Below are 24,274 nucleotides of genomic sequence, written 5' to 3'. Positions count from 1 at the left end.
TATATCGACATCGCCCCCAGGCGATGTCGTTGGTAATTGCCGGAATCGTTGCATTTTGCGGGTTTAGTGCGCAACCGTCATCCGTAAAGTGTAGATGTTCGGGATTTGTGGTGCTGCCGCTGGCCTCATCGCGAGCAAGCTCGCTCCCACAATGGTTTTGTGAACACCGCCCCCCCTGTGGGAGCGAGCTTGCTCGCGATGGGGCCCTGTCAGTCAACAGAGATCCCCGAGCGGTACTTGCATCTTCGGTCCCCCACCCGCATAACTTGCTGCATGAACCTGCCCATCCCCGCAGACAGTGCCCTGAGCGGCTTCCACCCCGCCGTCAGTGCCTGGTTCAGCCATACGTTCGCAGCGGACACCGCCGCCCAGGCCCGGGCGTGGCCGTTGATCCGCCAGCGCCGCTCGACCCTGGTCGCCGCGCCCACCGGCTCCGGCAAGACCCTCACCGCGTTTCTCGCGGTCATCGACGACCTGGTGCACCGCGGCCTGGAAAGCCCCGAAGGCTTGCCCGATGCAACCCTGGTGGTCTACGTCTCTCCGCTCAAGGCGCTGTCCAACGACATCCGGATCAACCTGCAAAACCCGTTGGCCGGCATTACCGAGCAATTGCGTGTGATGGGGCTGCCCGAACTGCAGATCAGCACAGCCGTGCGCACCGGCGATACACCGCAGAAAGACCGCTCGGCGATGCGCAAGACGGCGCCGCACATTCTGGTGACCACACCGGAATCCCTGTACGTGCTGCTCGGTTCCGACTCCGGTCGGCAGATGCTCGGCACCACACAAACGGTGATCATCGACGAAATCCATGCCATGGCCGCCAGCAAGCGCGGCAGCCATCTGGCCCTGAGCCTTGAACGCCTGCAGGCACTCTGCCCCGAGCCGCTGCTGCGTATCGGTCTGTCGGCCACGCAAAAACCCATCGAAGCCGTGTCGCGTTTCCTGGTCGGTCGCGACCGCCCGTGCGAGATCGTCGACATCGGCCACGCCCGCCCCCGCGACCTGGACATCGAAGTGCCGCCCGTGCCGCTGTCGGCCGTGATGGCCAACGATGTCTGGGAGCTGGTCTACGACCGCCTCGCCGCCCTTGCCCGGGAACACCGGACCACGCTGATTTTCGTCAACACCCGGCGTTTGGCCGAACGCCTGAGCCGTCACCTGAGCGAACGCCTGGGCAAGGACGCCGTAGCGGCCCACCACGGCAGCCTGGCCAAGGAGTTTCGCCTGGACGCCGAGCAGCGGCTCAAGCGCGGCGACCTGCAAGTGCTGATCGCCACGGCGTCGCTGGAACTGGGGATCGACATCGGCGACGTCGACCTGGTGTGCCAGATCGCCTCGCCGCGTTCGATTGCCGGGTTTCTGCAACGGGTCGGCCGTTCCGGGCACCAGGTCGGCGGCATGCCCAAGGGCCGCTTGTTCGCCACCACCCGCGACGACCTGATCGAATGCGCGGCGCTGCTCGACTGCGTGCGCCGGGGCGAACTCGATACCTTGTTGATCCCGCAGGCGCCGCTGGACGTGCTGGCGCAGCAGATCATCGCCGAAGTCAGTTGCCAGGAGTGGCCTGAGCAAGCGCTGCTGGCGATGCTGCGCCGCGCCTCGCCCTACGCCGAACTCGACGACAAACACTATCAGGCGCTGCTGCACATGCTCGCCGAGGGCTACAACGGGCGTCAGGGCCTGCGCAGCGCCTACCTGCACCGCGATGCCGTGAGCCGCACCCTGCGCGGTCGCCGTGGCGCAAAACTGACCGCAGTGACCAGTGGCGGGACCATTCCGGACAACGCCGACTACGCCGTGCTGCTGGACCCTCAAGGGCTGAACATCGGCACCATCAACGAAGACTTCGCGGTGGAAAGCATCGCCGGGGATATCTTCCAGTTGGGCAATACCTCCTATCGAATCCTGCGCGTGGAAACCGGCAAGGTGCGGGTCGAGGATGCCCAGGGTCAGCCGCCGACCATTCCGTTCTGGCTCGGTGAAGCGCCGGGGCGCAGCGCCGAATTGTCCTCGGCGGTGGCGCGCTTGCAGGCAAAACTCGACGACCTGTTGGGTGCCGCGCCTGGCAACTTGCAGCCAGCGCTCGACTGGCTGACCGAAACCCTGGGCCTGAACCTCGCCAGCGCCGAACAACTGGTGGACTACCTGGCCCGCGCACGACAGACACTGGGTGCCCTGCCATCCCAAGACACGCTGCTGATGGAGCGTTTTTTCGACGAGTCCGGCGGCACCCAGCTGGTCATTCATACGCCGTTCGGCAGCCGCATCAACCGCGCCTGGGGCCTGACCCTGCGCAAACGTTTCTGTCGCACCTTCAACTTCGAACTGCAAGCCGCCGCCAGCGAAGACGCCATCGTGCTGTCGCTGTCCACCAGCCACAGTTTTGAACTGGACGATGTCTGGCGCTACCTGCACAGCAACAGCGCCGAACACATCCTGATCCAGGCCGTGCTCGACGCGCCGCTGTTCGGCGTGCGCTGGCGGTGGAATGCCGGCGTGGCCCTGGCGTTGCCGCGCTACAGCGGCGGGCGCAAAGTCCCGCCGCAAATCCAGCGGATGAAAAGCGAAGACCTGATCGCCAGCGTGTTTCCCGATCAGATTGCCTGCGTGGAAAACCTCGCCGGCGAACGGGAGATTCCCGACCATCCGCTGGTGGAACAGACCCTCGACGATTGCCTGCACGAAGCCATGGACACTGAAGGCTGGCTGGCCTTGTTACGGCGCATGGAGCGCGGTGACATTCGCCTGATCAGCCGCGACTTGCCGGCGCCCTCGCCGCTGGCGGCAGAGATTCTCAGCGCCCGCCCCTACACCTTTCTCGACGATGCACCGCTTGAAGAGCGCCGCACCCAAGCGGTACTCAATCGACGCTGGAGCGATCCGCAATCCACCGACGACCTCGGAGCGCTGGACGCTGAGGCGATTGCCGCCGTGCGCAACGAAGCCTGGCCGGTGCCTTGCAGTGTCGATGAAATGCACGAGGCCTTGATGAGCCTGGCGTGCATCACCGATGTCGAGGCCGCGGCCAATCCACAATGGCTCGCCTGGCTCAAGACCCTGGCCGACAGCGGACGCGCGAGCCGTTTACAGATCAACGCCGGGCAATCGCTGTGGCTGGCGCTGGAGCGCCTGAACTGCCTGCGAGACATTTATCCACAGGCCGAATTGACGCCACCGCTGCAAGCGCTGCCGGACTTCGATGAAACCTGGGCACCCGACGAAGCCGTCCTCGAACTGATCCGCGCACGGCTCAGCGCCTTCGGACCGCTTGTGCTCGATCGCATTGCCGAACCACTCGGCTTGCCCGCAGCACAAGTGACCCAGACCCTGGCGCAGCTGGAACGCGAAGGCTACGTACTGCGCGGCCGCTTCACCCCGGGCATCGCTGAAGAAGAATGGTGCGAGCGGCATTTGCTGGCGCGGATTCACCGCTATACGGTCAAGCGCCTGCGCCGGGAAATCGAACCGGTGGCGTTGCAGGATTTCATGCGATTCCTGTTCGACTGGCAGCATGTATCGACTGCAAGCCAGGGCCAGGGCGCTGCGGTGTTGCCAGCCATCGTCGGGCAATTCGAAGGCTACCCCGCCGCCGCTTCCGCCTGGGACGGCGACATCCTGCCCGCACGGATCAAGGACTACTCGGCGACCTGGCTGGATGAGTTGTGCCGCAGCGGCAGACTGGTGTGGACGCGCTTGACTGCGCACAACAAAAACGCCGGCACCGCGTTGCGCAGCACACCGATTGTCTTGCTGCCGCGCAACCGGGTCGGACTCTGGAGCGGCTTGACCGAACAGACACCGGTGAGCGAGCTGTCGCCGAAAACGCAAAAGGTCCACGCCGCCCTCAGCCAGCATGGCGCGCTGTTTTTCGACGAGCTGATCCATGAGGCGCACTTGCTGCGTTCGGAACTGGAAATCGCCCTGCAGGAACTGGTGGGCGCGGGGCTGGTGAACGCCGACAGCTTTGCCGGTTTACGCGCGCTGATCACTCCGGCGAGCAAGCGCCAGCCGCGCAACAGTCGGCGTGGACGCGGCGCATTCATCGGCGGCATGGACGACGCCGGGCGCTGGGCCTTGTTGCGACGTGCGCCAATGGCCCCTGTGGTGGAAAACCAGCGTCCCACGCCAACGCCGGCCGAGACCCTGGAACACATCGCCATGACCTTGCTGCGTCGTTACGGCGTGGTGTTCTGGCGCTTGCTGGAACGTGAGGCGGACTGGCTGCCGAGCTGGCGTGAACTGCTGCGCACCTTCCATCGCCTGGAGGCACGTGGCGAGATTCGTGGGGGACGTTTTGTCAGCGGCCTGGCGGGCGAGCAATTCGCCCTGCCCGAAGCGATTCCGTTGCTGCGCGAAGTACGACGTCGACCCCATGACGGCAGCCTGGTCGCGGTGTGCGGGGTCGATCCGCTGAACCTCGCCGGCACGCTATTACCTGGTGCGAAAGTCCCGGCGCTGGCGAGCAATCGGCTGGTGTATCGCGACGGGTTGCCGGTCGCTGCCGAGATTGCCGGCAAGCAACAGTTTTGGGGGGAGCTGGATCAACAGGTGGATGCCGAGGTGCGCAGCAAGCTGATCCGGCATTGAGGTTATCTGGTCTGGCCCCTTCGCGAGCAGGCTCGCTCCCACAGTTGATCTGTGTCGTTCACAAATCCCCCTGCTCGCGAAGGGGCCATTACAGCCTCCGAAAATTTCCCTGACGACTTACTGAGACCGCGGCCGATCCGGCATCAACACCGCCGCATGCTCCGGCTCAGCTTCCGGTGGCGCTTCGACCGGATGCCGCGGCACCAGCGCCTGCTGTGGATAAGTCTGCGCGAAGTTCACCCACGGGCAGTTATCCACAAGCTTTTTCAAACGCTGGTTAAAGGCCCGGCTCACCGCATATTGACCACCGGACACCGTGCGGAATTGCGCGGTCAGCACCACACCGTTGAGGTCCATCCTGTCGACGCCAAACACATCCAGCGGCCCTTGCAGGTTGTAGCGCAGGAACGGGTCGTTGCTGATGGAATGCCCGGCCTCGCGGATCAGTTCGATGGCCTTGTCGACATCGGTGTCGTAGGTGAATTGCACCGAGAAAAACGCATAGGCGAATTGCCGCGACTGGTTGGTCACGGCCTTGATCTGCCCGAACGGTACCGAGTGCACGAAGCCCTTGCCGTCGCGCAGGCGCAAGGTGCGGATGGTCAGGCCTTCGACCGTGCCGGCATGCCCGGAATCAAGCACCACCCAATCACCGATGGACAGGGTGTCCTCGATGATGATGAACAGCCCGGTGATCACATCCTGCACCAGTTGCTGGGAGCCGAAACCGATTGCCAGGCCGATGACCCCGGCACCGGCCAGGAATGGCGCGACGTTGATCCCCAGGTTGGCCATGGTGGTGATCGCGCAGATCACCACCAGGATGATTTTGATCGCGTTGCGCAGCAGCGGCAGGATGGTTTTCACCCGCGTACTTGGCTGGCGTGCCGAGCGCTTGTTGGTCGGCGGTTTCAGGGCTTCCTGAATCGCCGTGTCGAGCACCACCCAGACCATCCAGGTCACCAGCAGGATCAAACCGATGTGGCTCAGGGAATCACTGATCGCCCGGCCCACGGCATTGCTCACCGCGAATTCGAACAGCGACACGCCCCAGATCCGCCCGAGGATATCGATGAACACGATGGCCATGCCGATGCGCAGCAAGGCGTGGGACAAGTTGAGAAAACGCTCCTTGTAAGCGCTGCTGCGGCGCAGGTCCGCTTCGCTGCGCGCCTTGAACAGATGGTGCAGCGTGGTGCTGAGAAACACCGTGGCAATCAGCAATACCGTGGTGAACAAGGCGCTGCGCAGTACCCTCTGGTTGTCCGCGCCAACGCCGATCAGGTTGATGATCGAGACCAGCACCATCAACAGGATCGGCCAATACCAGAGCCCGGAGAATATCCGCAGGGTCTCACGCAATGCCGGCTGACTTTGGCGCTGGGCCAGCGGCAGGATGCGGATCACGTGAGCGACCGGGCGGCGCATGCGGATCACCAGCAAGCCGAAGGAAATCGATGCCGCCAAGCCAGTGAACACGGCAATGCTGCTGGTGAGATTGCTGCCCAGTTGATGGGCGATTTGCGGACTGGTCAGGGCATCGCTCAAGGCCACCAGAAAACCGATGCCGAACAACGGCCGGGGACTCTTCTCGCGGAGAATCTGCACCGCCCGGCGCTTGTGGCCAGCATTGAACACCACCACCAGCGACAGCACCAAAGACGCGGAAAATATCCCCGCGCTGGTGGCATAAGCCAGGCACAACGCAAGCGCCCGACCGGCGGATATCGGCAAAAACTGGCTGGCATAAATCGTCAGGGGCAGGCTGGCCACCGCCGGAAGGGTATAGGGCAATACATAACCGAGTAGGGCTTGGCCGCGTTCGCGGCTGAGCAGCAGGCGATGCTCGCACAGGCGTTTGGCCAACAATCGCCCAAGCAGCCAAAGACAGGCAAACACGGCAGCCCACACACAGGTCAGTATCAGGAAATCGCCGGCGACGCTCCAGGGCGAGCGGGCCGAAGGCTGATTGACCAACTGATCCACTTCATCGGCCGCGCGGTCGGCACGCAGGCGCCAGGCGTCGAGCAGGTTTTCGTTGAGGTCAAGCTTGGTCTGGACCTCGTCGATGCTTGAACTGATGGCCCCCAGTAATCCGCCTTGCACCAGCGGTTCGGGGTGGGCCGGCGGCGTCGCAGCGGTCGCGGCGGCCGGCAGCCCCGGTATCGCGGCCGCCTCCAGTTGCTCGCTGCCCACAAACAGCAACGCCCCCAGCAGTATCGCGGTCTTGAGCCTGATCAAAACACCCGCTCCTTTGGCTGTGTCGGTAAGGAACTGATCGAAAAATGCCGGGCAAGTTCGGGCATTGCCTCTGGATAGCCGAACAGCGATACCCCATGTGGCGAGGGAGCTTGTCGGATCACCGCACCGTCCCGCTGGGGTGCGAAGCGCCCCCAATACCTTACAGTCAGATTCATCAGATTCACCGCGTTCGACGAGCTTGCGACTGCTGCGCAGCCGAGCGGGAGCAAGCTCCCTCGCCACAGACTAACACCCGCACTTGCGATCTTTGCGTCCAAGGCAAATATCAAATGTCCATCCCTATATTTTTCCTCACGAGCAAAATCCCGACACTGCGCTCCATCGAATCATCTTCCGGAGTTGCAGCCATGCCCATTGCCTTGCTCGCGCTGACCCTCAGCGCCTTTGCCATCGGGACGACAGAGTTCGTCATCGTTGGCCTGTTACCCACCATTGGCGCTGACCTCGGCGTCAGCCTGCCGTCCGCCGGCCTGCTGGTCAGCCTGTATGCCCTTGGCGTTGCCGTCGGAGCCCCGGTGCTGACCGCCCTCACCGGCAAGGTTCCGCGCAAGTTGCTGCTGTTGTCGCTGATGGTGCTGTTCACCCTCGGCAACCTGTTGGCGTGGCAAGCGCCAGGTTACGAGTCGCTGATCCTCGCACGGATCGTCACCGGCCTGGCCCACGGGGTGTTTTTCTCGATCGGTTCGACCATCGCCACCAGTCTAGTGCCGAAGGAAAAAGCCGCCAGCGCGATTGCCATCATGTTCACCGGCCTCACCGTAGCACTGGTTACCGGTGTGCCGCTGGGGACATTCATCGGCCAGCATTTCGGCTGGCGCGAAACCTTCCTCGCCGTTTCGACACTGGGCGTCATCGCCTTCATCGGCAGCCTGATCTACGTGCCGAAACATATCGCCCACAGCAAACCCGCGTCGTTCTTGCAGCAATTGCAGGTGCTCAAGCAACCTCGCCTGTTGCTGGTGTATGCGATGACGGCCATCGGCTACGGCGGCACGTTCACCGCCTTTACCTTCCTCGCGCCAATACTTCAGGACCTCTCCGGCTTCAGTGCCAGCGCCGTCAGCCTGGTGTTGCTGGTCTACGGCATCTCCGTGGCCGTGGGCAACATCTGGGGCGGCAAACTGGCGGACAAACGCGGTCCGATCAGCGCCCTGAAAATCATTTTTGCCCTGCTCGCCGCCGTGTTGTTCGCGCTGACCTTCACTGCCGGCAATCCCTGGCTGGCGCTGGCTACCGTGCTGGTCTGGGGCGCCGTGGCATTCGGCAACGTGCCGGGATTGCAGGTGTACGTGGTGCGCCAGGCCGAACATCACACACCCCATGCCGTGGACGTGGCATCCGGCCTGAACATCGCCGCGTTCAACCTCGGCATTGCCGGTGGCGCCTGGGGCGGTGGCCTGATCGTCGCCCACATGGGGTTGATCCACACCGCGTGGAGCGGTGGCCTGGTGGTGCTGGTGGCGCTGGCCTTGACGGCGTGGAGTGGGCGTCTTGATCGCCTTGGCCCGGTGTACGCCGAGCCGGCGGAGGGCTCCGCACGCGTTATCGCTGGCCACTGATAAACCCTGGGTAGAGGTGTGCTCAAGACCTCTACCGTCCGTACCGGCGCCGAAACTTTCACCGCCACCGCGCAGTCACCCTAAGACAGGGCAGGCAGACCGGAGGCGACATGGCGGCGATTCATATCGGTATTTCAGGCTGGCGCTACACGCCCTGGCGGGGAGATTTCTACCCCCCGGGGCTGACCCAGAAACGCGAATTGCAGTTCGCCTCGCGGGCGGTCAACAGCATCGAAATCAATGGATCGTTCTATGCCCTGCAGCGTCCCGAACGTTACGCTCAATGGTACGGCGAAACCCCGTTCGACTTCGTTTTCAGCGTCAAGGCCCCACGCTTCATCACCCATATCAAGCGTCTGCGGGATATCCACAAGCCGCTGGCGAACTTTTTTGCTTCCGGGGTTCTGGAGCTAAAGGAAAAACTCGGCCCGATCCTCTGGCAATTCCCGCCCAGTTTCAAGTTCGATGCCGAGTTGTTCGAATCCTTTCTCGACCAACTGCCCCATGATACCCAACAGGCTGCCGCCCTCGCCCGCCAGCACGATGCTCACGTCAACGGCCACGCCAGCCTCAAGGCTTACAAAAAGCAGCCCTTGCGCCATGCCGTGGAAATCCGCCATGAAAGCTTTGTCGATCCGCTGTTCGTGCGCTTGCTCAAGCGCTACAACACGGCCCTGGTCATCGCCGACACCGCAGGCAAATGGCCGTACCGCGAAGACATCACCAGCGACTTCGTCTACCTGCGCCTGCATGGTGCCGAGGCGCTCTACGCCAGCGGTTACACCCCACAGGCACTGAAACGCTGGGGCGAACGAATCGAAGCCTGGCATCACGGCCAACAACCGGCTGATCCCCAATTGATCGCGCCCCGGCAGAAGCCAAAGGCGCGCACATCCCGGGAAGTGTTCTGTTATTTCGATAACGACATCAAAGTCCGCGCCCCCTTCGACGCACGCTATTTGCTGGAGCGTCTGCATCTGGATAAAAACCTCGCCACCGTCCCCGGCGAGCCTGCCGCCGAGGGTGTGTTGCCATGAGCATTCCCGAGCCGGTCGGTGTCACCGACGAACAGACACCCATCAATACGACCGTAAGCCGTTTCACGGTGCTGACGGTCAACACCCATAAAGGTTTTACCGCGCTCAACCGGCGTTTCATCCTGCCGGAACTGCGTGAAGCGGTGCGCAGCGTGTCTGCCGATGTGGTGTTTTTGCAGGAAGTCCACGGCACCCACGAGCACCACCCCAAGCGCTACACCAACTGGCCGGCGGTGCCTCAATACGAGTTCCTCGCCGACACCCTGTGGCCGCAGTTCGCCTATGGCCGCAATGCGGTGTATCCGGCGGGCGATCACGGCAACGCGCTGTTGTCGAAATTCCAGATCATCCGCCATGACAACCTCGACGTGTCCATCAGCGGCCACGAGAACCGCGGGATCCTGCATTGTGTGTTGCGCCTGCCCGGCGACGGCCAGGAAGTGCATGCCATTTGCGTGCACCTGGGACTGCGCGAAAGTCACCGCACGGCGCAACTGAAGCTGCTCGCCCAGCGCCTGGACGCCCTGCCCGCCGATGCCCCGGTGATCGTCGCCGGGGACTTCAATGACTGGCGTCAGCGCGCCGATGCGTTGCTCAAACCCTGCGGTTTACGCGAAGTCTTCGCCGCGCATCACGGCAAGCCGGCGCGCAGTTTCCCCGCGCGCCTGCCGGCATTGCGCCTGGACCGCATCTACCTGCGCAACCTCAGGGCCAGCCGTCCGCAAGTACTGACCAGCCGCCCCTGGTCGCACCTTTCCGACCACGCCCCACTGTCGGTGGAGATCGAGTTATGAGCAGCCAGTCGATGGAAAAAACCACGCTGGATCACATCCCCGCTCCGCCGATCCGCGAGCCGACAGCGGTCGACGTCGAATACGGCTGGCAAGGCAGCAATCGCGTCGAGTTGCTGGAAAACGGCGAAGCGTATTTTCCCCGGGTCTTTGACGCCCTGCGCCAGGCTCAACGTGAAATCCTGCTGGAAACCTTCATTCTGTTCGAGGACAAGGTTGGCAATGAACTGCAACAGATCCTGATCGAAGCCGCTCAACGCGGCGTGCGCACCACCGTCAGCCTCGACGGCTTTGGCTGTGGCGAATTGAGTACCGGGTTTCTCACCGCCCTGACCGCGGCCGGCGTGCACCTGCAAATGTTCGATCCTGCGCCGAAACGCCTGGGCATCCGCACCAACTGGTTCCGGCGCCTGCACCGCAAGATAGTGGTGGTGGACGGCAGCATTGCCTTCATCGGCGGGATCAACTTTTCTGCCGATCACCTTGCCGACTTCGGTCCCGAGGCCAAGCAGGACTATTCCGTGGAGGTGCAAGGCCCGGCGGTGGCTGACATCCATCACTTCGCTCTGCTGCAGTGCGGTCGCCCGGCACACGCCAAATACTGGTGGCAACGCCGTCGGCAGCGGCGTTCGGAACTGGCCTTCAGCGATCACGATGGCCAGGTACGTCTGGTGTACCGCGACAACGGTGAACACCCGAGCGACATTGAAGAGGTTTACCGCCAGGTGTTGCGCCAGGCCAAGCGTCGGGTGGTGATCGCCAATGCCTACTTCTTTCCCGGCTTCCGCCTGCTGCGCGATATCCGCAACGCGGCCCGCCGGGGTGTGGATGTGCGACTGATCCTGCAAGGGCAACCGGACATGGTGGTGGCCAAACTCGCCGCGCGCATGACCTACGATTACCTGCTCAGGTCCGGGGTGAAGATCTACGAATACTGCGACCGCCCATTGCACGGCAAGGTCGCTTTGGTGGATGAAGACTGGAGCACCGTTGGCTCGAGCAACCTCGACCCGTTGAGCCTGTCGATGAATCTGGAAGCCAACGTGCTGATCCGCGACCGTGGCTTCAATCGAGTTCTGTTCGATCGCCTGGAAGACCTCAGCGACAACCATTGCAAGGCCATGTCTCACGACATCCCGCCGCGCGGGCGTGTCTGGCACATGACCATAGGTTTTCTGGTGTTTCATTTCCTGCGGCATTTCCCGGCTTGGGCCGGTTGGTTGCCGGCGCACAAACCTCGCCTGAAACCCATCCCCCCTCCGACCGGGAGCGCTGACCATGAACCGCGCTGAGCCCCACATGGCAACTGACGCCAAAAGCCCGGGCAAGTCGCACTGGAGCCGCTGGAAACGACCGCTGACGATGCTGTTTTTCCTGATGCTGATCGTGTTGTTCACGATGCTCGCCCAGCGCCTCGAGTGGAACGAAGTGTTCGATAACCTGGCCGATTTCAAGGTGCGCACGCTGATCATTGCGTCAGGGCTGACCCTGGTGAGCTTTCTGGTGTACGCCTGCTTCGACCTGATCGGCCGCACCTACATCCGCCAGAACCTGACCTGGAAGCAGATACTGCCCGTGGGGATCATCAGCTACGCCTTCAACCTGAACTTGAGCGCCTGGGTCGGCGGCATCGCCATGCGCTACCGGTTGTATTCGCGGCTCGGGGTCAGCAAGAGCAACATCGCAAAGATCCTTGGCCTGAGCCTGGCGACCAATTGGTTCGGCTACATGGTCATTGCCGGCGCCGTGTTCAGCAGCGGGCTGGTGCGCATGCCGCCGGGCTGGAAGCTCAGCAGCAGTGCGCTGCAAGGCGTGGGGGTTCTGTTGTTGCTGCTGAGCGCCGGATACCTGGCGGCATGCCGCTTTGCTAAACGTCGGGAGTGGGCGATCCGCGGCATCGAAATCGACCTCCCGTCCTTGCGCATGGCAGTGCTGCAACTGGCCCTCGGTGCGCTGAACTGGTCGCTGATGGCAGCGGTGATCTTCACCTTGCTGCCGAGCAAACTGGACTATCCACTGGTACTGGGCGTGCTGTTGATCAGCGCCATCGCCGGGGTCATCACCCACATCCCGGCGGGGCTCGGCGTGCTCGAGGCGGTGTTCGTGGCGCTGCTGCAACACGAGGTGTCGCGGGGTAGCCTGGTGGCCGGGCTGCTGGCCTATCGGGCGATTTATTTCATCCTGCCGCTATTGATTGCCTTGGTGATGTACCTGTTGGTGGAGGCCAAGGCCAAGTCGTTGCGGATTTCAAAGAAGCCCAAATGATTTGGGGTGTGCTTGCGGACGCCTTCGCGAGCAGGCTCGCTCCCACCTTTGATCTGCGCAAGTCACACATGTTGAGTTCACACCGGCCCACTGTGGGAGCGAGCCTGCTCGCGAAGGCGTCCGCAAGATCACCACAAATCTCAGGATGATTGAATAATGCTCAACCGCTCCCCGACCACCATCTCGGTAATCCAGTCGACGAGGATCGAGGTGTAGGCCTGCTGGGAAACCGGGTCGCTCAAGGCGTGGTCGGCGCCGTCGATGATGCGGTGGGTCATGGAGTGCGTCTGCTGGCAGGCCGCCCGGTAGCTCATGATCGTCGCGTGGGGCACATAGTCGTCGGTCTCGGACTGCACCAGCAAGACATCCCCGCGAAATTGCGAGCAGGCATGCAAGGCCCGGTTGCTGTCGGCACGCACCAGTGTGCCTCGGTAATCACGCAGATCCAGCTTGTCCAGGTCGCGTTTCGGCGTGTGCCATTGCTCGTCGCGGTAGAGCGCCGGCACCCGCAGCGCCAGCCAGCGCACCGGCCGCAGCGAAGTCAGAATCGAGGCCAGATAACCCCCATAACTGGTGCCGACCACGGCAATCGCCGAGGTATCGAGGGCCGGGTGCGCGAGCAAGCGGTCATAGGCTGCCAGCAGGTCGCGCAGATTGTCCTCCCGGGTCACCCGGGACAATGGAATGCCGGTGCCGCCGGTGTGTCCGCGCAGGTCGAAGGTCAGGCATACACACCCCAAGCCGGCGATGCCTTTGGCGCGTTCCAGGTCCCGCTCCTGACTGCCGCCCCAACCGTGCACGAAGAGTACGCCGGGCACTTTCGATTTGGGGCTCAGAAAAGTCCCGCTCATCTGTTCGTCATCGATGTCGATCTGAATGGATTCGCTTCTAGCCGTCATAGGATTTAACCGTCACGTACTTGAGAAGAAAGTCACTGCTTTGCGCCGGCCCGCGATACACCTCGATGGAATCTGCCGGCAGCGGCTGATCGATGTAGGTTTCCACCGAAGACACACGAATCGCGCGCATTCCCGGATCGTTGACGAAACTCTGCAAGGCCGCCACCTCGGCACTGCTGGCACCGCCCATGCGCCAGGACTGTTCGAGCACACCGCTGCGCTGTTTGCCGCCGCTATCGATGCCCTGAGCGATGTCGTAGTTGCGCCGTGACGCATAGAAACGCGGATAGGCTTCATCCGCGGCGCTGTCGAACACCTGCGCCTGCTGGATAGCCATCCGCACGTCATCGGCCAGGTCCAGCTTCAGTAAATCGTCATAGCTGCCCTGCACCACCAACAGGTTCGAGCCGCCATACACCTCCTCGCCCTCTGCGTCCTTGGTCAAGTATTGATCACCGCAGTAACTCAGCACCTTGTCGCCGATGAAACTCTGGCCGACGCTGTGGGTAATCACCTGATCAAGATCCTGTTCCAGCACCACACCTTCGGTGAAGGTCGCGTCAGCCTCGGGCCTGGCCAGAATTTCATCGAACTCGTCGAGGTTCTGGATCACTTCCTGACCACGTCCGGCGCAAGCGTGTATCGGCTTCAGGCGGATCGGCCCGGTGTACAACAAGTGTTCCGCCGCCGGGCGAGCATCCTTCAGGCAGAACACGCTGAGACCGTCGAGTACGACGCTGCGTACCCGCTGGGAAAACAAAGGAGCCCAGCCTGGCGGCGCATGGGCATGGTGGTTCAGCAGTCCATGACTGATGGCTTTGGTGCAGATGAAATCATGGTCGACATACCCCCCCCACAAATCCTCCGGTCCCTTGACCCCCAGTTGCCGGGCAGCCTCAGCGCCCACCAGCGTCTGGGTCGGCAACAGGTAGAGGTCGCGACCGTCGTGCAATTGCGGATCGTAACTGCCGCCGTACTTGAGCCCCAATATCTGCGCCAGCCAGCGCGCCAGCGCACGGTTGGTCTCGACTTCGTGCAGTGGCGCGTCGGCGCGAACCGAATGGGCAACCACCAGTTTCTTGCGGTTTGTTGGGGTCATGCATCCCCCTTCAATCGACGCTTGATGAATATAGTTGGAGGGGTGCAGGGATCAGGCCAAGGCCCGTTACGGAAAGAGGGGTTTTAAATCAGCCCGTTGCGTAGAGAGTGATGGCATGGGGCCTGTTTTATTCTGCACGACGCCCTTTGATACTCCGGCATTTTGCACGATTCCCTGTGGGAGCGAGCCTGCTCGCGATGAGGCCAGCGTTATCAACATTGATGTCGCCTGACACACCGCTATCGCGAGCAGGCTCGCTCCTACACTGTATTTTCGGTGTTCCACTTACCGTGCCGCAGCCCCAGGCGTCACCCCGAACCGCATCCGATAATCACTCGGCGCCAGCCCGGTGATTTTCTTGAATGTCGCGCGAAACGCGCCGGGGTCCTGATAACCCACCGTCCAGGCAATATGGTCGATGGTGCCGTTGGTGAATTCGAGCATTTCCCGAGCCTTGCCGACTCGCAGATGCTGGCAGTATTCGGTGGGTTTGAGCCCGGTGGCCGAGCGGAAGCGTCGCAGGAAGGTGCGCTCTTCCAGTCCTGCCTTTTCGGCCATCGCCGTCAGCGATACCTCGGTCGCCCCGGTGCTTTGCAACCAGTGCTGAACCTTGAGGATCGCCGCATCGCCATGACTGAGGATCGGCGCAAAATTGCTGCCGCACTCGCTGGCGCTGTCGCTGTGTTCCACCACCAGAAAACGTGCGGTACTGGTGGCAATGCTCGGTCCCAGCAGGCGGTTGACCAGGCGCAAACCCAGTTCAGACCACGCCATCAGTCCGGCGGTGGTGATCAGATCGCCGTCATCGACAATCGGTGTATCGGCCTTGAGCCGTATCGCCGGATAACGTTCGGCAAAGGTCTTGGCCGAAGTCCAGTGGGTGGTGGCGCTGCGACCGTCGAGCAGACCGCTTTCAGCCAACAGGATCGAGCCCACGCAAACCCCGCCCAGTGTCGCGCCGCTGGCATGTTGCTCGCGCAACCAGTGGATCAAGCTCTGTGGCGCCTGGCCCTCGGAAAAACCGGCAATCGATGGCGGGATCAACACGGCCACCAGGGCACGCTCCGGGCCGGGATGGCTGTCGAAGACCCGGACCGGCGGCTGATCACCCTCGACCTGCCAATGGCTGACCCGCAGCAGGGTCAACTGGGCAGCCTGATGCTCGGCGGCGATCCGGTTCGCCACCCCGAACAAATCCGTCAAGCCATGCACCGCCGCCATCTGCGCGCCGGGATAGATCAGCACACCGAGCTCGGCGATTGCCCTTTCTGCGTCCATTGTCAGTTTTCCCCCTCTTATTGTCGGTGCGGCCAATCCCCGGACCGCCTGCCAGCGCCAATACTTCATTCCACACCCACACACACTTCGAGGAAACAGTCATGGCCAAGCAAGCGCTCATCGTAGTCGATATCCAGAACGACTACTTCCCCCAAGGCAAGTGGCCACTGGTCGGCGCCGATGCCGCCGCCGACAACGCCGTCCGCCTGATCAAGGCCTTCCGTGATGCCGGTGATCCGGTGGTGCATATCCGCCACGAATTCACCTCCGCAGAGGCACCGTTCTTCACCCCGAACTCCGAAGGCGCGAAGCTGCACCCCAAAGTGATCAACCGCGCCGACGAACCGGTGGTGCTCAAGCACTTCGTCAACTCGTTCCGCGAAACCGAGCTGAAATCGATCCTCGACGAGCAAGGCATCAAGGAACTGGTGATCGTGGGCAGCATGAGCCACATGTGCGTCGACGGCATCACCCGTGCGGCGGCGGATTTCGGCTACACGGTGACCGTGATCCACGACGCCTGCGCCACCCGTGACCTGGAATTCAATGGCGTATCGGTTCCGGCGGCGCAGGTTCATGCGGCGTTCATGGCGGCACTGGCGTTTGCCTATGCCAGCGTGGTGTCGACCAACGATTTCCTCGCGGCCTGAGTCTGCAACTAAATTTCACCGCCCATAAAAAACCCGCACTTCAGACCGAAGTGCGGGTTTTGTTTTCTCAGCTTGCTGCTTGTAGCTTGAGGCTTGCAGCTGCTTTAGAACGGAATATCGTCATCAAAGCTGTCGAAATCCGGAGCCGGTTGCGGTGCGGCCTGTTGAGGGGCCGGACGCTGTGGCTGCTGTTGCGGAGCAGGACGTGGAGCCTGCTGACGCGGAGCGGATTGCTGGTAGTTGTTACCGCCGCCCTGGCCCTGCTGGTCGCCCTGTGGACGGCCGCCCAGCAGTTGCATGGTGCCTTGCATGTCGACCACGATTTCGGTGGTGTAACGCTTGATACCGTCTTTTTCCCACTCGCGGGTCTGCAGCTTGCCTTCGATGTACACCTGCGAACCTTTACGCAGGTATTCGCCGGCGATTTCTGCAACCTTGCCGAACATCGATACACGGTGCCATTCGGTCTTTTCGACTTTCTGACCGGTTTGCTTGTCGGTCCACTGTTCGCTGGTCGCCAGACTCAGGTTGGTCACGGCATTACCGTTAGGCAAGTAGCGAACTTCGGGATCCTGGCCGCAAGTGCCGACCAATATGACTTTGTTAACCCCACGGGCCATAACGTTCTCCTAGGCTACGCACGCTGCCCCGGCCGGGTTGTTCACCAGGCGCTCAAGGGTGGTGCGATCCAATAGTTCGGTGTCCAGTTTGATGTAAATCGCCGCCTCTTCCGCGACGATGACTGCATCTGTTACCCCTACGACCGCCTTCAGGCGCTCGACCAGACCCGCTTCGCGGATCGCCTCGGGCGACAACGGCAAGCGCAGGCTTGTGACGTAGGGAGGTTCGCGCATGGTAACAGCAAAGGCCAGCCAGAGGGCAGCCAGACCGGCGCATCCGAGGAACACAACCGACAGACCGCCATGCTGGAACAGCCAACCACCGAGGATTCCCCCCAGTGCCGAGCCGAGGAACTGACTGGTGGAATAAACCCCCATCGCCGTGCCCTTGCCGCCTGCCGGTGAAACCTTGCTGATCAGCGACGGCAATGAAGCCTCCAGCAGATTGAACGCGGTGAAGAACACCACCGTACCGATCACCAGAGACCGCAAGCTGTCGCCGAACTGCCAGAAGAATAGCTCAGTGAGCATCAACGTCACGACGGCGCCGAGTAAAACTCGTTTCATTTTGCGTTTCTTCTCGCCGTAGATAATGAACGGGATCATGGCGAAGAAAGAAATCAGCAGCGCGGTCAGGTACACCCACCAGTGCTGCTCTTTGGGCAGCCCGGCTTTCTCGACCAGCGCCAGCGGCAAGGCGACGAAGCTGGACATCAACATCGCGTGCAAGACAAAAATACCCAGGTCCAGGCGCAGCAGGTCCGGGTGCTTGAGGGTCGGCATCAATGCCTGGCGCGCGACACCGGACTCACGGTGCTGCAACGGGCCGGTGGAGCGCGGCACCATGAACATCACGATCACGATGCCAAACAGCGCCATGCCGCCGGTGGCAAGGAACAATCCGGACAACCCGAAGGCGCGGGTCAACAGCGGGCCGACCACCATGGCCACCGCAAACGACAAGCCGATGGTCATGCCAATCATGGCCATGGCCTTGGTCCGGTGCTGCTCGCGGGTCAGATCGGACAGCAAGGCCATGACCGCGGCGGAAATCGCCCCGGCCCCCTGCAGGATTCGCCCGGCGATCACGCCCCAGATCGAATCGGCATTGGCGGCCAGCAGACTGCCGAGGGCAAAGACGATCAAACCCAGGTAAATCACCGGGCGACGGCCGATGCGGTCGGAAATGAAACCGAACGGAATCTGGAAGACCGCCTGGGTCAGGCCATAAGCGCCAATCGCCAGGCCGATCAGGGCCGGTGTGGCGCCGGCCAGATCCATCCCATAGGTCGCCAGTACCGGCAACACCATGAACATGCCAAGCATACGGAAGGCGAACACCAGGGCCAGACCGCTTGCTGCGCGGGTCTCGCTACCACTCATGCGCTCGCTGTGGGGATCGTGCATGGAAAAACCTCATGTGAACCGGCGGCGATTCTACCAGTCCCATCGATTGGCGGGGTATATCGCGACGCTTTGACGCGCATTGCTGACACACTCTTCATGTAAGACAGTAACCCTCTCGTTTGATAGTGTGCATCCATCCAGTATTTGGCCGTATACTCCTACGTTTTCGACGCCCGCCGAGCGAGGCCACCTTGGACAAGATCCTGATTCGTGGGGCTCGAACCCACAACCTGAAGAACATCGACCTGACCCTGCCACGGGACAAGCTGATCGTCATCACCGGCCTGTCCGGCTCCGGCAAGTCGTCCCTGGCTTTCGACACCCTGTACGCCGAAGGCCAGCGCCGCTACGTCGAATCGCTGTCGGCTTATGCCCGGCAGTTCCTGTCGATGATGGAAAAACCCGACGTCGACACCATCGAAGGCCTGTCGCCGGCGATCTCCATCGAACAGAAGTCCACCTCGCACAACCCGCGTTCGACGGTCGGCACCATTACCGAAATCTACGATTACCTGCGCCTGCTGTATGCACGCGTGGGTATTCCCCGTTGCCCGGACCACGACATACCGCTGGAAGCGCAGACCGTCAGCCAGATGGTCGACCTGGTCCTCGCCGAACCGGAGGGCAGCAAGCTGATGCTGTTGGCCCCAGTCATCCGCGAGCGCAAAGGCGAGCACCTGTCGGTTTTCGAAGAACTGCGCGCCCAAGGGTTCGTCCGTGCCCGGATCAACGGAAAGCTCTATGAGCTGGACGAAGCACCCAAGCTCGACAAGCAGAAAAAACACACCATTGATGTCGTGGTCGACCGTTTCAAGGTTCGCGCCGACCTGCAGCAACGCCTGGCCGAATCCTTCGAAACCGCGCTGAAACTGGCGGACGGCATTGCCCTGGTAGCGCCGATGGACGACGAGCCGGGCGAGGAGATGATCTTCTCCGCACGCTTCGCCTGCCCGATCTGCGGCCACGCCATCAGCGAGCTGGAACCCAAGCTGTTCTCCTTCAACAACCCGGCCGGCGCCTGCCCGACCTGCGACGGTCTGGGGGTAAAGCAGTTTTTCGACATCAAGCGCCTGGTCAACGGCGAACTGACCCTGGCCGAAGGGGCGATTCGCGGTTGGGACCGACGTAACGTCTATTACTTCCAGATGCTCGGTTCGCTGGCCTCGCACTACAAATTCAGTCTGGAAGTACCGTTCAACGAACTGCCCGCCGACCAGCAGAAATTCATCCTGCACGGCAGCGGTTCGCAAAACGTCGACTTCAAATACCTGAACGACCGTGGCGACATCGTCAAACGCTCGCACCCGTTCGAAGGCATCGTGCCGAACCTGGAGCGCCGCTACCGCGAAACCGAATCGGCATCGGTGCGCGAAGAGCTGGCCAAGTTCCTCAGTACCCAGTCATGCCCGGACTGCCGCGGCACCCGCCTGCGCCGTGAGGCGCGGCACGTGTGGGTCGGCGAGAAAACCCTGCCGGCGGTGACCAACCTGCCGATCGGCGATGCGTCCGACTATTTTGGCGGGCTCAAGCTCACCGGTCGTCGCGGCGAAATTGCCGACAAGATCCTCAAGGAAATCCGCGAACGCCTGCAATTCCTGGTCAACGTCGGCCTCGACTATCTGTCGCTGGACCGCAGTGCCGACACCTTGTCCGGTGGCGAGGCCCAGCGCATTCGCCTGGCCAGCCAGATTGGCGCCGGCCTGGTGGGTGTCCTGTACATCCTCGACGAACCTTCCATCGGTCTGCATCAGCGCGATAACGACCGGCTGCTGGGCACCCTCAAGCATTTGCGCGATATCGGCAACACGGTGATCGTGGTCGAGCACGACGAAGACGCGATCCGCCTGGCCGACTACGTGGTGGACATCGGCCCGGGCGCCGGCGTGCACGGCGGGCATATCGTCGCCGAAGGTACACCGGCCGAGGTCATGGCGCATCCGGACTCGCTGACGGGCAAATACCTGTCGGGCCGAGTGAAAATCGAAGTCCCGGCCAAACGTACGCCGCGCAACAAAAAGCTGACGCTGGCGCTCAAGGGCGCGCGCGGCAACAACCTGCGCAATGTCGACCTGGAGATTCCGATCGGCCTGCTGACCTGTGTGACCGGCGTGTCCGGCTCAGGCAAGTCGACGCTGATCAACAACACGCTGTTCCCGCTGAGCGCCACCGCGCTCAACGGCGCCACGACGCTTGAGGCGGCCACCCACGACAGCATCAAGGGCCTGGAGCACCTGGACAAGGTCGTCGACATCGACCAGAGCCCGATCGGCCGAACACCACGCTCCAACCCGGCGACCTATACCGGACTGTTCACGCCGATCCGCGAGTTGTTCGCCGGCGTGCCGGAGTCCCGCTCGCGGGGCTACGGCCCGGGGCGCTTCTCCTTCAACGTCAAGGGCGGGCGCTGCGAGGCTTGCCAGGGTGACGGCCTGATCAAGGTCGAGATGCACTTCCTGCCGGACATCTACGTGCCGTGCGACGTGTGCAAGAGCAAGCGCTACAACCGTGAAACCCTGGAGATCAAATACAAGGGCAAGAGCATCCACGAAACCCTCGAGATGACCATCGAGGAAGCGCGAGAGTTCTTCGATGCCGTACCGGCCCTGGCGCGCAAGCTGCAAACGTTGATGGACGTCGGCCTGTCGTACATCAAGCTTGGGCAATCGGCGACCACGCTCTCCGGAGGTGAAGCGCAGCGGGTGAAACTGTCCCGCGAATTGTCCAAGCGTGATACCGGCAAGACCTTGTACATCCTCGATGAACCGACCACCGGGTTGCACTTCGCGGATATCCAGCAACTGCTCGACGTGCTGCATCGCCTGCGCGACCACGGCAACACCGTGGTGGTCATCGAGCACAACCTGGACGTGATCAAGACTGCCGACTGGCTGGTGGACCTCGGTCCGGAGGGTGGTTCCAAGGGCGGCCAGATCATCGCCGTCGGCACACCGGAGGAAGTGGCCGAGATGAAGCAGTCTCACACCGGCTACTACCTCAAGCCGCTGCTGGAGCGCGATCGGGCTTAACCGGGCGCCATGAAAAAGCCCCTGTCACTTCATCGGTGACAGGGGCTTTTTTGTATTCGCTGAATCAGGCGTGGGATTGCAGGTAGTTCTCAAGTCCGATCAACTTGATCAGACCCAGCTGCTTTTCGAGCCAGTAGGTATGATCTTCTTCGGTGTCATGCAATTGAACCCGCAGCATTTCGCGGCTGACGTAGTCCTTGTGCTGCTCGCAGAGCTTGATGCCCTTGCACAGCGCAGCCCGCACCTTGTATTCCAGACGCAAATCCGCTTCGAGCATCTCGGTCACCGTGGTGCCGACATCGAGATCATCCGGACGCATGCGCGGAGTGCCCTCGAGCATCAGAATCCGGCGCATCAAGGCATCAGCGTGCCCTGCTTCCTCTTCCATCTCGTGGTTGATTCGTTCGTAGAGCTTGGTGAAACCCCAGTCCTCATACATCCGCGAGTGGACGAAATATTGATCACGCGCGGCCAGTTCGCCGGTCAGCAACGTGTTGAGGTAATCGATCACATCTGGGTGGCCTTGCATCGCCCTACATCTCCCTGCTTGAAAGTTGTAGTTTGAACCAACATGCCCCTATCGTCACTCGCAAGACGCAATAAAAGCGAAGATATTCTGAGAAAACCGGCTGAAATAACGCAAAAAACCGCCCAATCAAGGGCGGTTCTGCTTCTCATTTAGACTTCGTTAAGCTGTACGTTGAGCAGTTTTGCGATTGCTTCTCCATACGCCGGGTCAGCCTTGTAGAAATGTTGCAGCTGGCGATCAACCACATCACTCGACACCCCCGCCATCGCACCGGCGATGTTGCTGACCAGCAGTGATTTCTGCTGTTCAGACATCAAGCGGAACAACGCGCCGGCGTGACTGTAGTAATCAGTGTCTTCGCGGTGGTCGTAACGATCCGCCGCACCGCTGAGGGCCAACGCGGGCTCTGCGTAACGAGGTGCCTGCTTCGGCGACTCGACATAGCTGTTTGGCTCGTAGTTCGGCGCCGCACCGCCATTGCTGCCAAAGGCCATCGAGCCATCGCGCTGATAGGTATTGACCGGACTGCGCGGAGCGTTGACTGGCAACTGTTGGTGGTTGGTGCCGACACGGTAGCGATGAGCGTCCGCGTAGGCGAATACCCGGCCTTGCAGCATACGATCCGGCGAAAGACCAACGCCTGGCACCATATTGCTGGGGCCGAACGCCGCTTGCTCGACTTCCGCGAAGTAGTTCTGTGGATTGCGATTGAGCTCCAGCTCTCCGACCTCAATCAGTGGAAACTCTTTCTGCGACCAGGTTTTGGTCACATCAAACGGGTTCTCGTAGTGCGCCGCCGCCTGAGCCTCACTCATGATCTGAATGCACACGCGCCATTTCGGGAAATCACCCTGCTCGATGGCGTTGAACAAATCGCGCTGGGCGTAATCCGGATCAGTACCCGCCAGGCGCGCAGCCTCCGCTGGAGCAAGGTTCTTGATCCCCTGCTGGGTCTTGTAGTGCCACTTCACCCAGTGGCGCTCGCCTTGAGCATTGATAAGGCTGTAAGTGTGGCTGCCAAAGCCGTGCATGTGGCGGTATCCGTCAGGGATACCCCGGTCGGAGAATAGAATGGTGACCTGGTGCAACGCCTCAGGCGAATGCGACCAGAAGTCCCACATCGCCTGGGCACTCTTCAGGTTGCTTTGTGGCAAACGCTTCTGGGTGTGGATAAAGTCCGGAAACTTCAGTGGATCGCGAATGAAGAACACGGGCGTGTTGTTGCCGACGATGTCCCAGTTGCCTTCCTCGGTGTAAAACTTCAAGGCAAAGCCGCGCGGATCACGCTCGGTATCGGCCGAACCACGCTCACCACCCACGGTGGAAAACCGCAGGAAAGTCGGGGTCTGCTTACCGACTGCCTCAAACAGCTTCGCGCTGGTGTATTGAGTGATATCGCGCGTCACAGTGAACGTACCGTAGGCACCCGAGCCTTTGGCGTGCACACGGCGCTCAGGGATGTTTTCACGGTTGAAGTGGGCAAGCTTCTCGATCAGATGAAAGTCGTCGAGCAGCAGCGGGCCACGGGGGCCGGCGGAACGGGAATTCTGGTTATCGGCAACAGGAGCGCCACTGGCGGTGGTAAGCGTTTTGTTTTGGCTCATGCGATCTTCCTTCCTCTGTCGGTCTTGAACTGCCGGCTATCGGCTGAGAAGGAGTATTGATCATCAATATTACACCTACAAATTCATTAACTTGCAGGCATCGATAGAAAATAACTAACGATCAGTCCCCCAACCGATAATATGACAAGGGGAAGGATTCAAGGATTATACGAAGGTACATTTCTTACAGGCACAAAAAACCGGGCACTAGGCCCGGTTCTTTGTTTCAGACTGACGTCTTACTCGGCGGATACAGCTTCGCCAGCAGTAGCACGATCAACCAACTCGACGTACGCCATAGGCGCGTTGTCGCCAGCGCGGAAACCGCACTTGAGGATGCGCAGGTAGCCACCCTCACGGGTAGCGTAACGCTTGCCCAGGTCGTTGAAGAGCTTACCAACGATAGCTTTCGAACGAGTACGGTCGAAAGCCAGACGACGGTTAGCAACGCTGTCTGTCTTGGCCAGAGTGATCAGCGGCTCGGCAACGCGGCGCAGTTCTTTGGCTTTTGGCAGAGTCGTTTTGATCAGCTCGTGCTCGAACAGCGACACCGCCATGTTTTGGAACATGGCCTTGCGGTGCGAGCTGGTGCGGCTCAGGTGACGACCACTTTTACGATGACGCATGGTTCATTCCTTACCAAACACTACGTTCGGTG

General features: G+C 61.5%; 17 protein-coding genes. 8 read left to right on the top strand and 9 right to left on the bottom strand.

The window, feature by feature from the left end; all coding sequences use genetic code 11:
* Positions 1–273: 273 nt before the first annotated feature.
* Positions 274–4,590 (top strand): DNA glycosylase AlkZ-like family protein, encoded by a 4,317-nt coding sequence (locus CD175_RS28340; RefSeq protein ID WP_104451287.1) that lies wholly within the window; start codon positions 274–276, stop codon positions 4,588–4,590.
* A 117-nt stretch (positions 4,591–4,707) separates the two neighbouring features.
* Here CD175_RS28340 and CD175_RS28335 read toward each other — a convergent pair whose 3' ends face one another.
* Positions 4,708–6,831, bottom strand: coding sequence for a mechanosensitive ion channel family protein (locus CD175_RS28335; protein WP_104451286.1), 2,124 nt, complete (start codon positions 6,829–6,831; stop codon positions 4,708–4,710).
* Positions 6,832–7,199: 368 nt separating this feature from the next.
* Here CD175_RS28335 and CD175_RS28330 point away from each other — a divergent pair, with 368 nt between their 5' ends.
* The 5 genes from CD175_RS28330 (at position 7,200) to CD175_RS28310 (ending at position 12,504) form a co-directional block, all read left to right on the top strand.
* The gene (locus CD175_RS28330) at positions 7,200–8,411 is read left to right on the top strand and encodes an MFS transporter (protein WP_104451285.1); all 1,212 of its coding nucleotides are present in this window, start codon (positions 7,200–7,202) and stop codon (positions 8,409–8,411) included.
* Between the two features lie 110 nt (positions 8,412–8,521).
* Complete coding sequence (locus CD175_RS28325; protein WP_104451284.1) at positions 8,522–9,448, top strand: DUF72 domain-containing protein; 927 nt, start codon at positions 8,522–8,524, stop codon at positions 9,446–9,448.
* Complete coding sequence (locus CD175_RS28320; RefSeq protein WP_104451283.1) at positions 9,445–10,242, top strand: endonuclease/exonuclease/phosphatase family protein; 798 nt, start codon at positions 9,445–9,447, stop codon at positions 10,240–10,242. Before CD175_RS28325 ends, CD175_RS28320 begins: the two co-directional genes overlap by 4 nt.
* The gene (clsB, locus tag CD175_RS28315; protein WP_104451282.1) at positions 10,239–11,531 is read left to right on the top strand and encodes a cardiolipin synthase ClsB; all 1,293 of its coding nucleotides are present in this window, start codon (positions 10,239–10,241) and stop codon (positions 11,529–11,531) included. Before CD175_RS28320 ends, clsB begins: the two co-directional genes overlap by 4 nt.
* Entirely contained in the window at positions 11,518–12,504 is a 987-nt protein-coding gene (locus tag CD175_RS28310; RefSeq protein WP_104451281.1) for a lysylphosphatidylglycerol synthase domain-containing protein, read from the top strand. The genes clsB and CD175_RS28310 overlap by 14 nt, the downstream gene beginning before the upstream one ends.
* 140 nt (positions 12,505–12,644) lie before the next feature.
* Here CD175_RS28310 and CD175_RS28305 read toward each other — a convergent pair whose 3' ends face one another.
* The 3 genes from CD175_RS28305 to CD175_RS28290 all read right to left on the bottom strand — a co-directional run bounded on the left by CD175_RS28305 (position 12,645) and on the right by CD175_RS28290 (position 15,780).
* On the bottom strand, positions 12,645–13,403 hold the full coding sequence (locus tag CD175_RS28305; RefSeq protein ID WP_104451280.1) for an alpha/beta hydrolase family protein: 759 nt from the start codon (positions 13,401–13,403) through the stop codon (positions 12,645–12,647).
* Complete coding sequence (locus tag CD175_RS28300; protein WP_104451279.1) at positions 13,393–14,502, bottom strand: DUF3182 family protein; 1,110 nt, start codon at positions 14,500–14,502, stop codon at positions 13,393–13,395. The genes CD175_RS28305 and CD175_RS28300 overlap by 11 nt, the downstream gene beginning before the upstream one ends.
* Positions 14,503–14,787: 285 nt before the next feature.
* A complete protein-coding gene (locus CD175_RS28290) occupies positions 14,788–15,780 on the bottom strand; it encodes a GlxA family transcriptional regulator (protein ID WP_104451278.1) in 993 nt (330 codons plus the stop codon).
* 101 nt (positions 15,781–15,881) lie between these two features.
* On the opposite strand from CD175_RS28290, the gene CD175_RS28285 reads away from it, so the two are divergent.
* A complete protein-coding gene (locus CD175_RS28285; protein ID WP_104451277.1) occupies positions 15,882–16,430 on the top strand; it encodes a cysteine hydrolase family protein in 549 nt (182 codons plus the stop codon).
* A gap of 104 nt (positions 16,431–16,534) precedes the next feature.
* On the opposite strand, the gene CD175_RS28280 is transcribed toward CD175_RS28285, so the two are convergent.
* Together CD175_RS28280 and CD175_RS28275 are read right to left on the bottom strand one after the other, a co-directional pair.
* Positions 16,535–17,050, bottom strand: coding sequence for a single-stranded DNA-binding protein (locus tag CD175_RS28280; RefSeq protein WP_007970128.1), 516 nt, complete (start codon positions 17,048–17,050; stop codon positions 16,535–16,537).
* Positions 17,051–17,059: 9 nt separating this feature from the next.
* Entirely contained in the window at positions 17,060–18,457 is a 1,398-nt protein-coding gene (locus tag CD175_RS28275; protein ID WP_104451276.1) for an MFS transporter, read from the bottom strand.
* Between the two features lie 191 nt (positions 18,458–18,648).
* Here CD175_RS28275 and uvrA point away from each other — a divergent pair, with 191 nt between their 5' ends.
* Positions 18,649–21,483, top strand: a complete 2,835-nt coding sequence (gene uvrA, locus CD175_RS28270) for an excinuclease ABC subunit UvrA (RefSeq protein ID WP_104451275.1) — start codon at positions 18,649–18,651, stop codon at positions 21,481–21,483.
* A gap of 64 nt (positions 21,484–21,547) precedes the next feature.
* On the opposite strand, the gene bfr is transcribed toward uvrA, so the two are convergent.
* The 3 genes from bfr to rplQ all read right to left on the bottom strand — a co-directional run bounded on the left by bfr (position 21,548) and on the right by rplQ (position 24,242).
* Entirely contained in the window at positions 21,548–22,012 is a 465-nt protein-coding gene (gene bfr, locus CD175_RS28265; RefSeq protein WP_007970123.1) for a bacterioferritin, read from the bottom strand.
* A 149-nt stretch (positions 22,013–22,161) separates the two neighbouring features.
* The gene (locus tag CD175_RS28260; RefSeq protein WP_104451274.1) at positions 22,162–23,616 is read right to left on the bottom strand and encodes a catalase; all 1,455 of its coding nucleotides are present in this window, start codon (positions 23,614–23,616) and stop codon (positions 22,162–22,164) included.
* A gap of 239 nt (positions 23,617–23,855) precedes the next feature.
* Positions 23,856–24,242 carry a 50S ribosomal protein L17 gene (gene rplQ / locus CD175_RS28255; RefSeq protein ID WP_007970429.1) on the bottom strand — a complete coding sequence of 129 codons (387 nt, stop codon included), beginning with the start codon at positions 24,240–24,242 and terminating at the stop codon, positions 23,856–23,858.
* Positions 24,243–24,274 lie beyond the last annotated feature (32 nt).

Origin of the sequence: Pseudomonas laurylsulfatiphila, assembly GCF_002934665.1 — a bacterium.
Classification (GTDB): Bacteria; Pseudomonadota; Gammaproteobacteria; order Pseudomonadales; family Pseudomonadaceae; genus Aquipseudomonas; species Aquipseudomonas laurylsulfatiphila.
The sequence above is the reverse complement of the archived record's forward strand: the minus strand, read 5'-3'. Positions and strand labels throughout refer to the sequence as shown.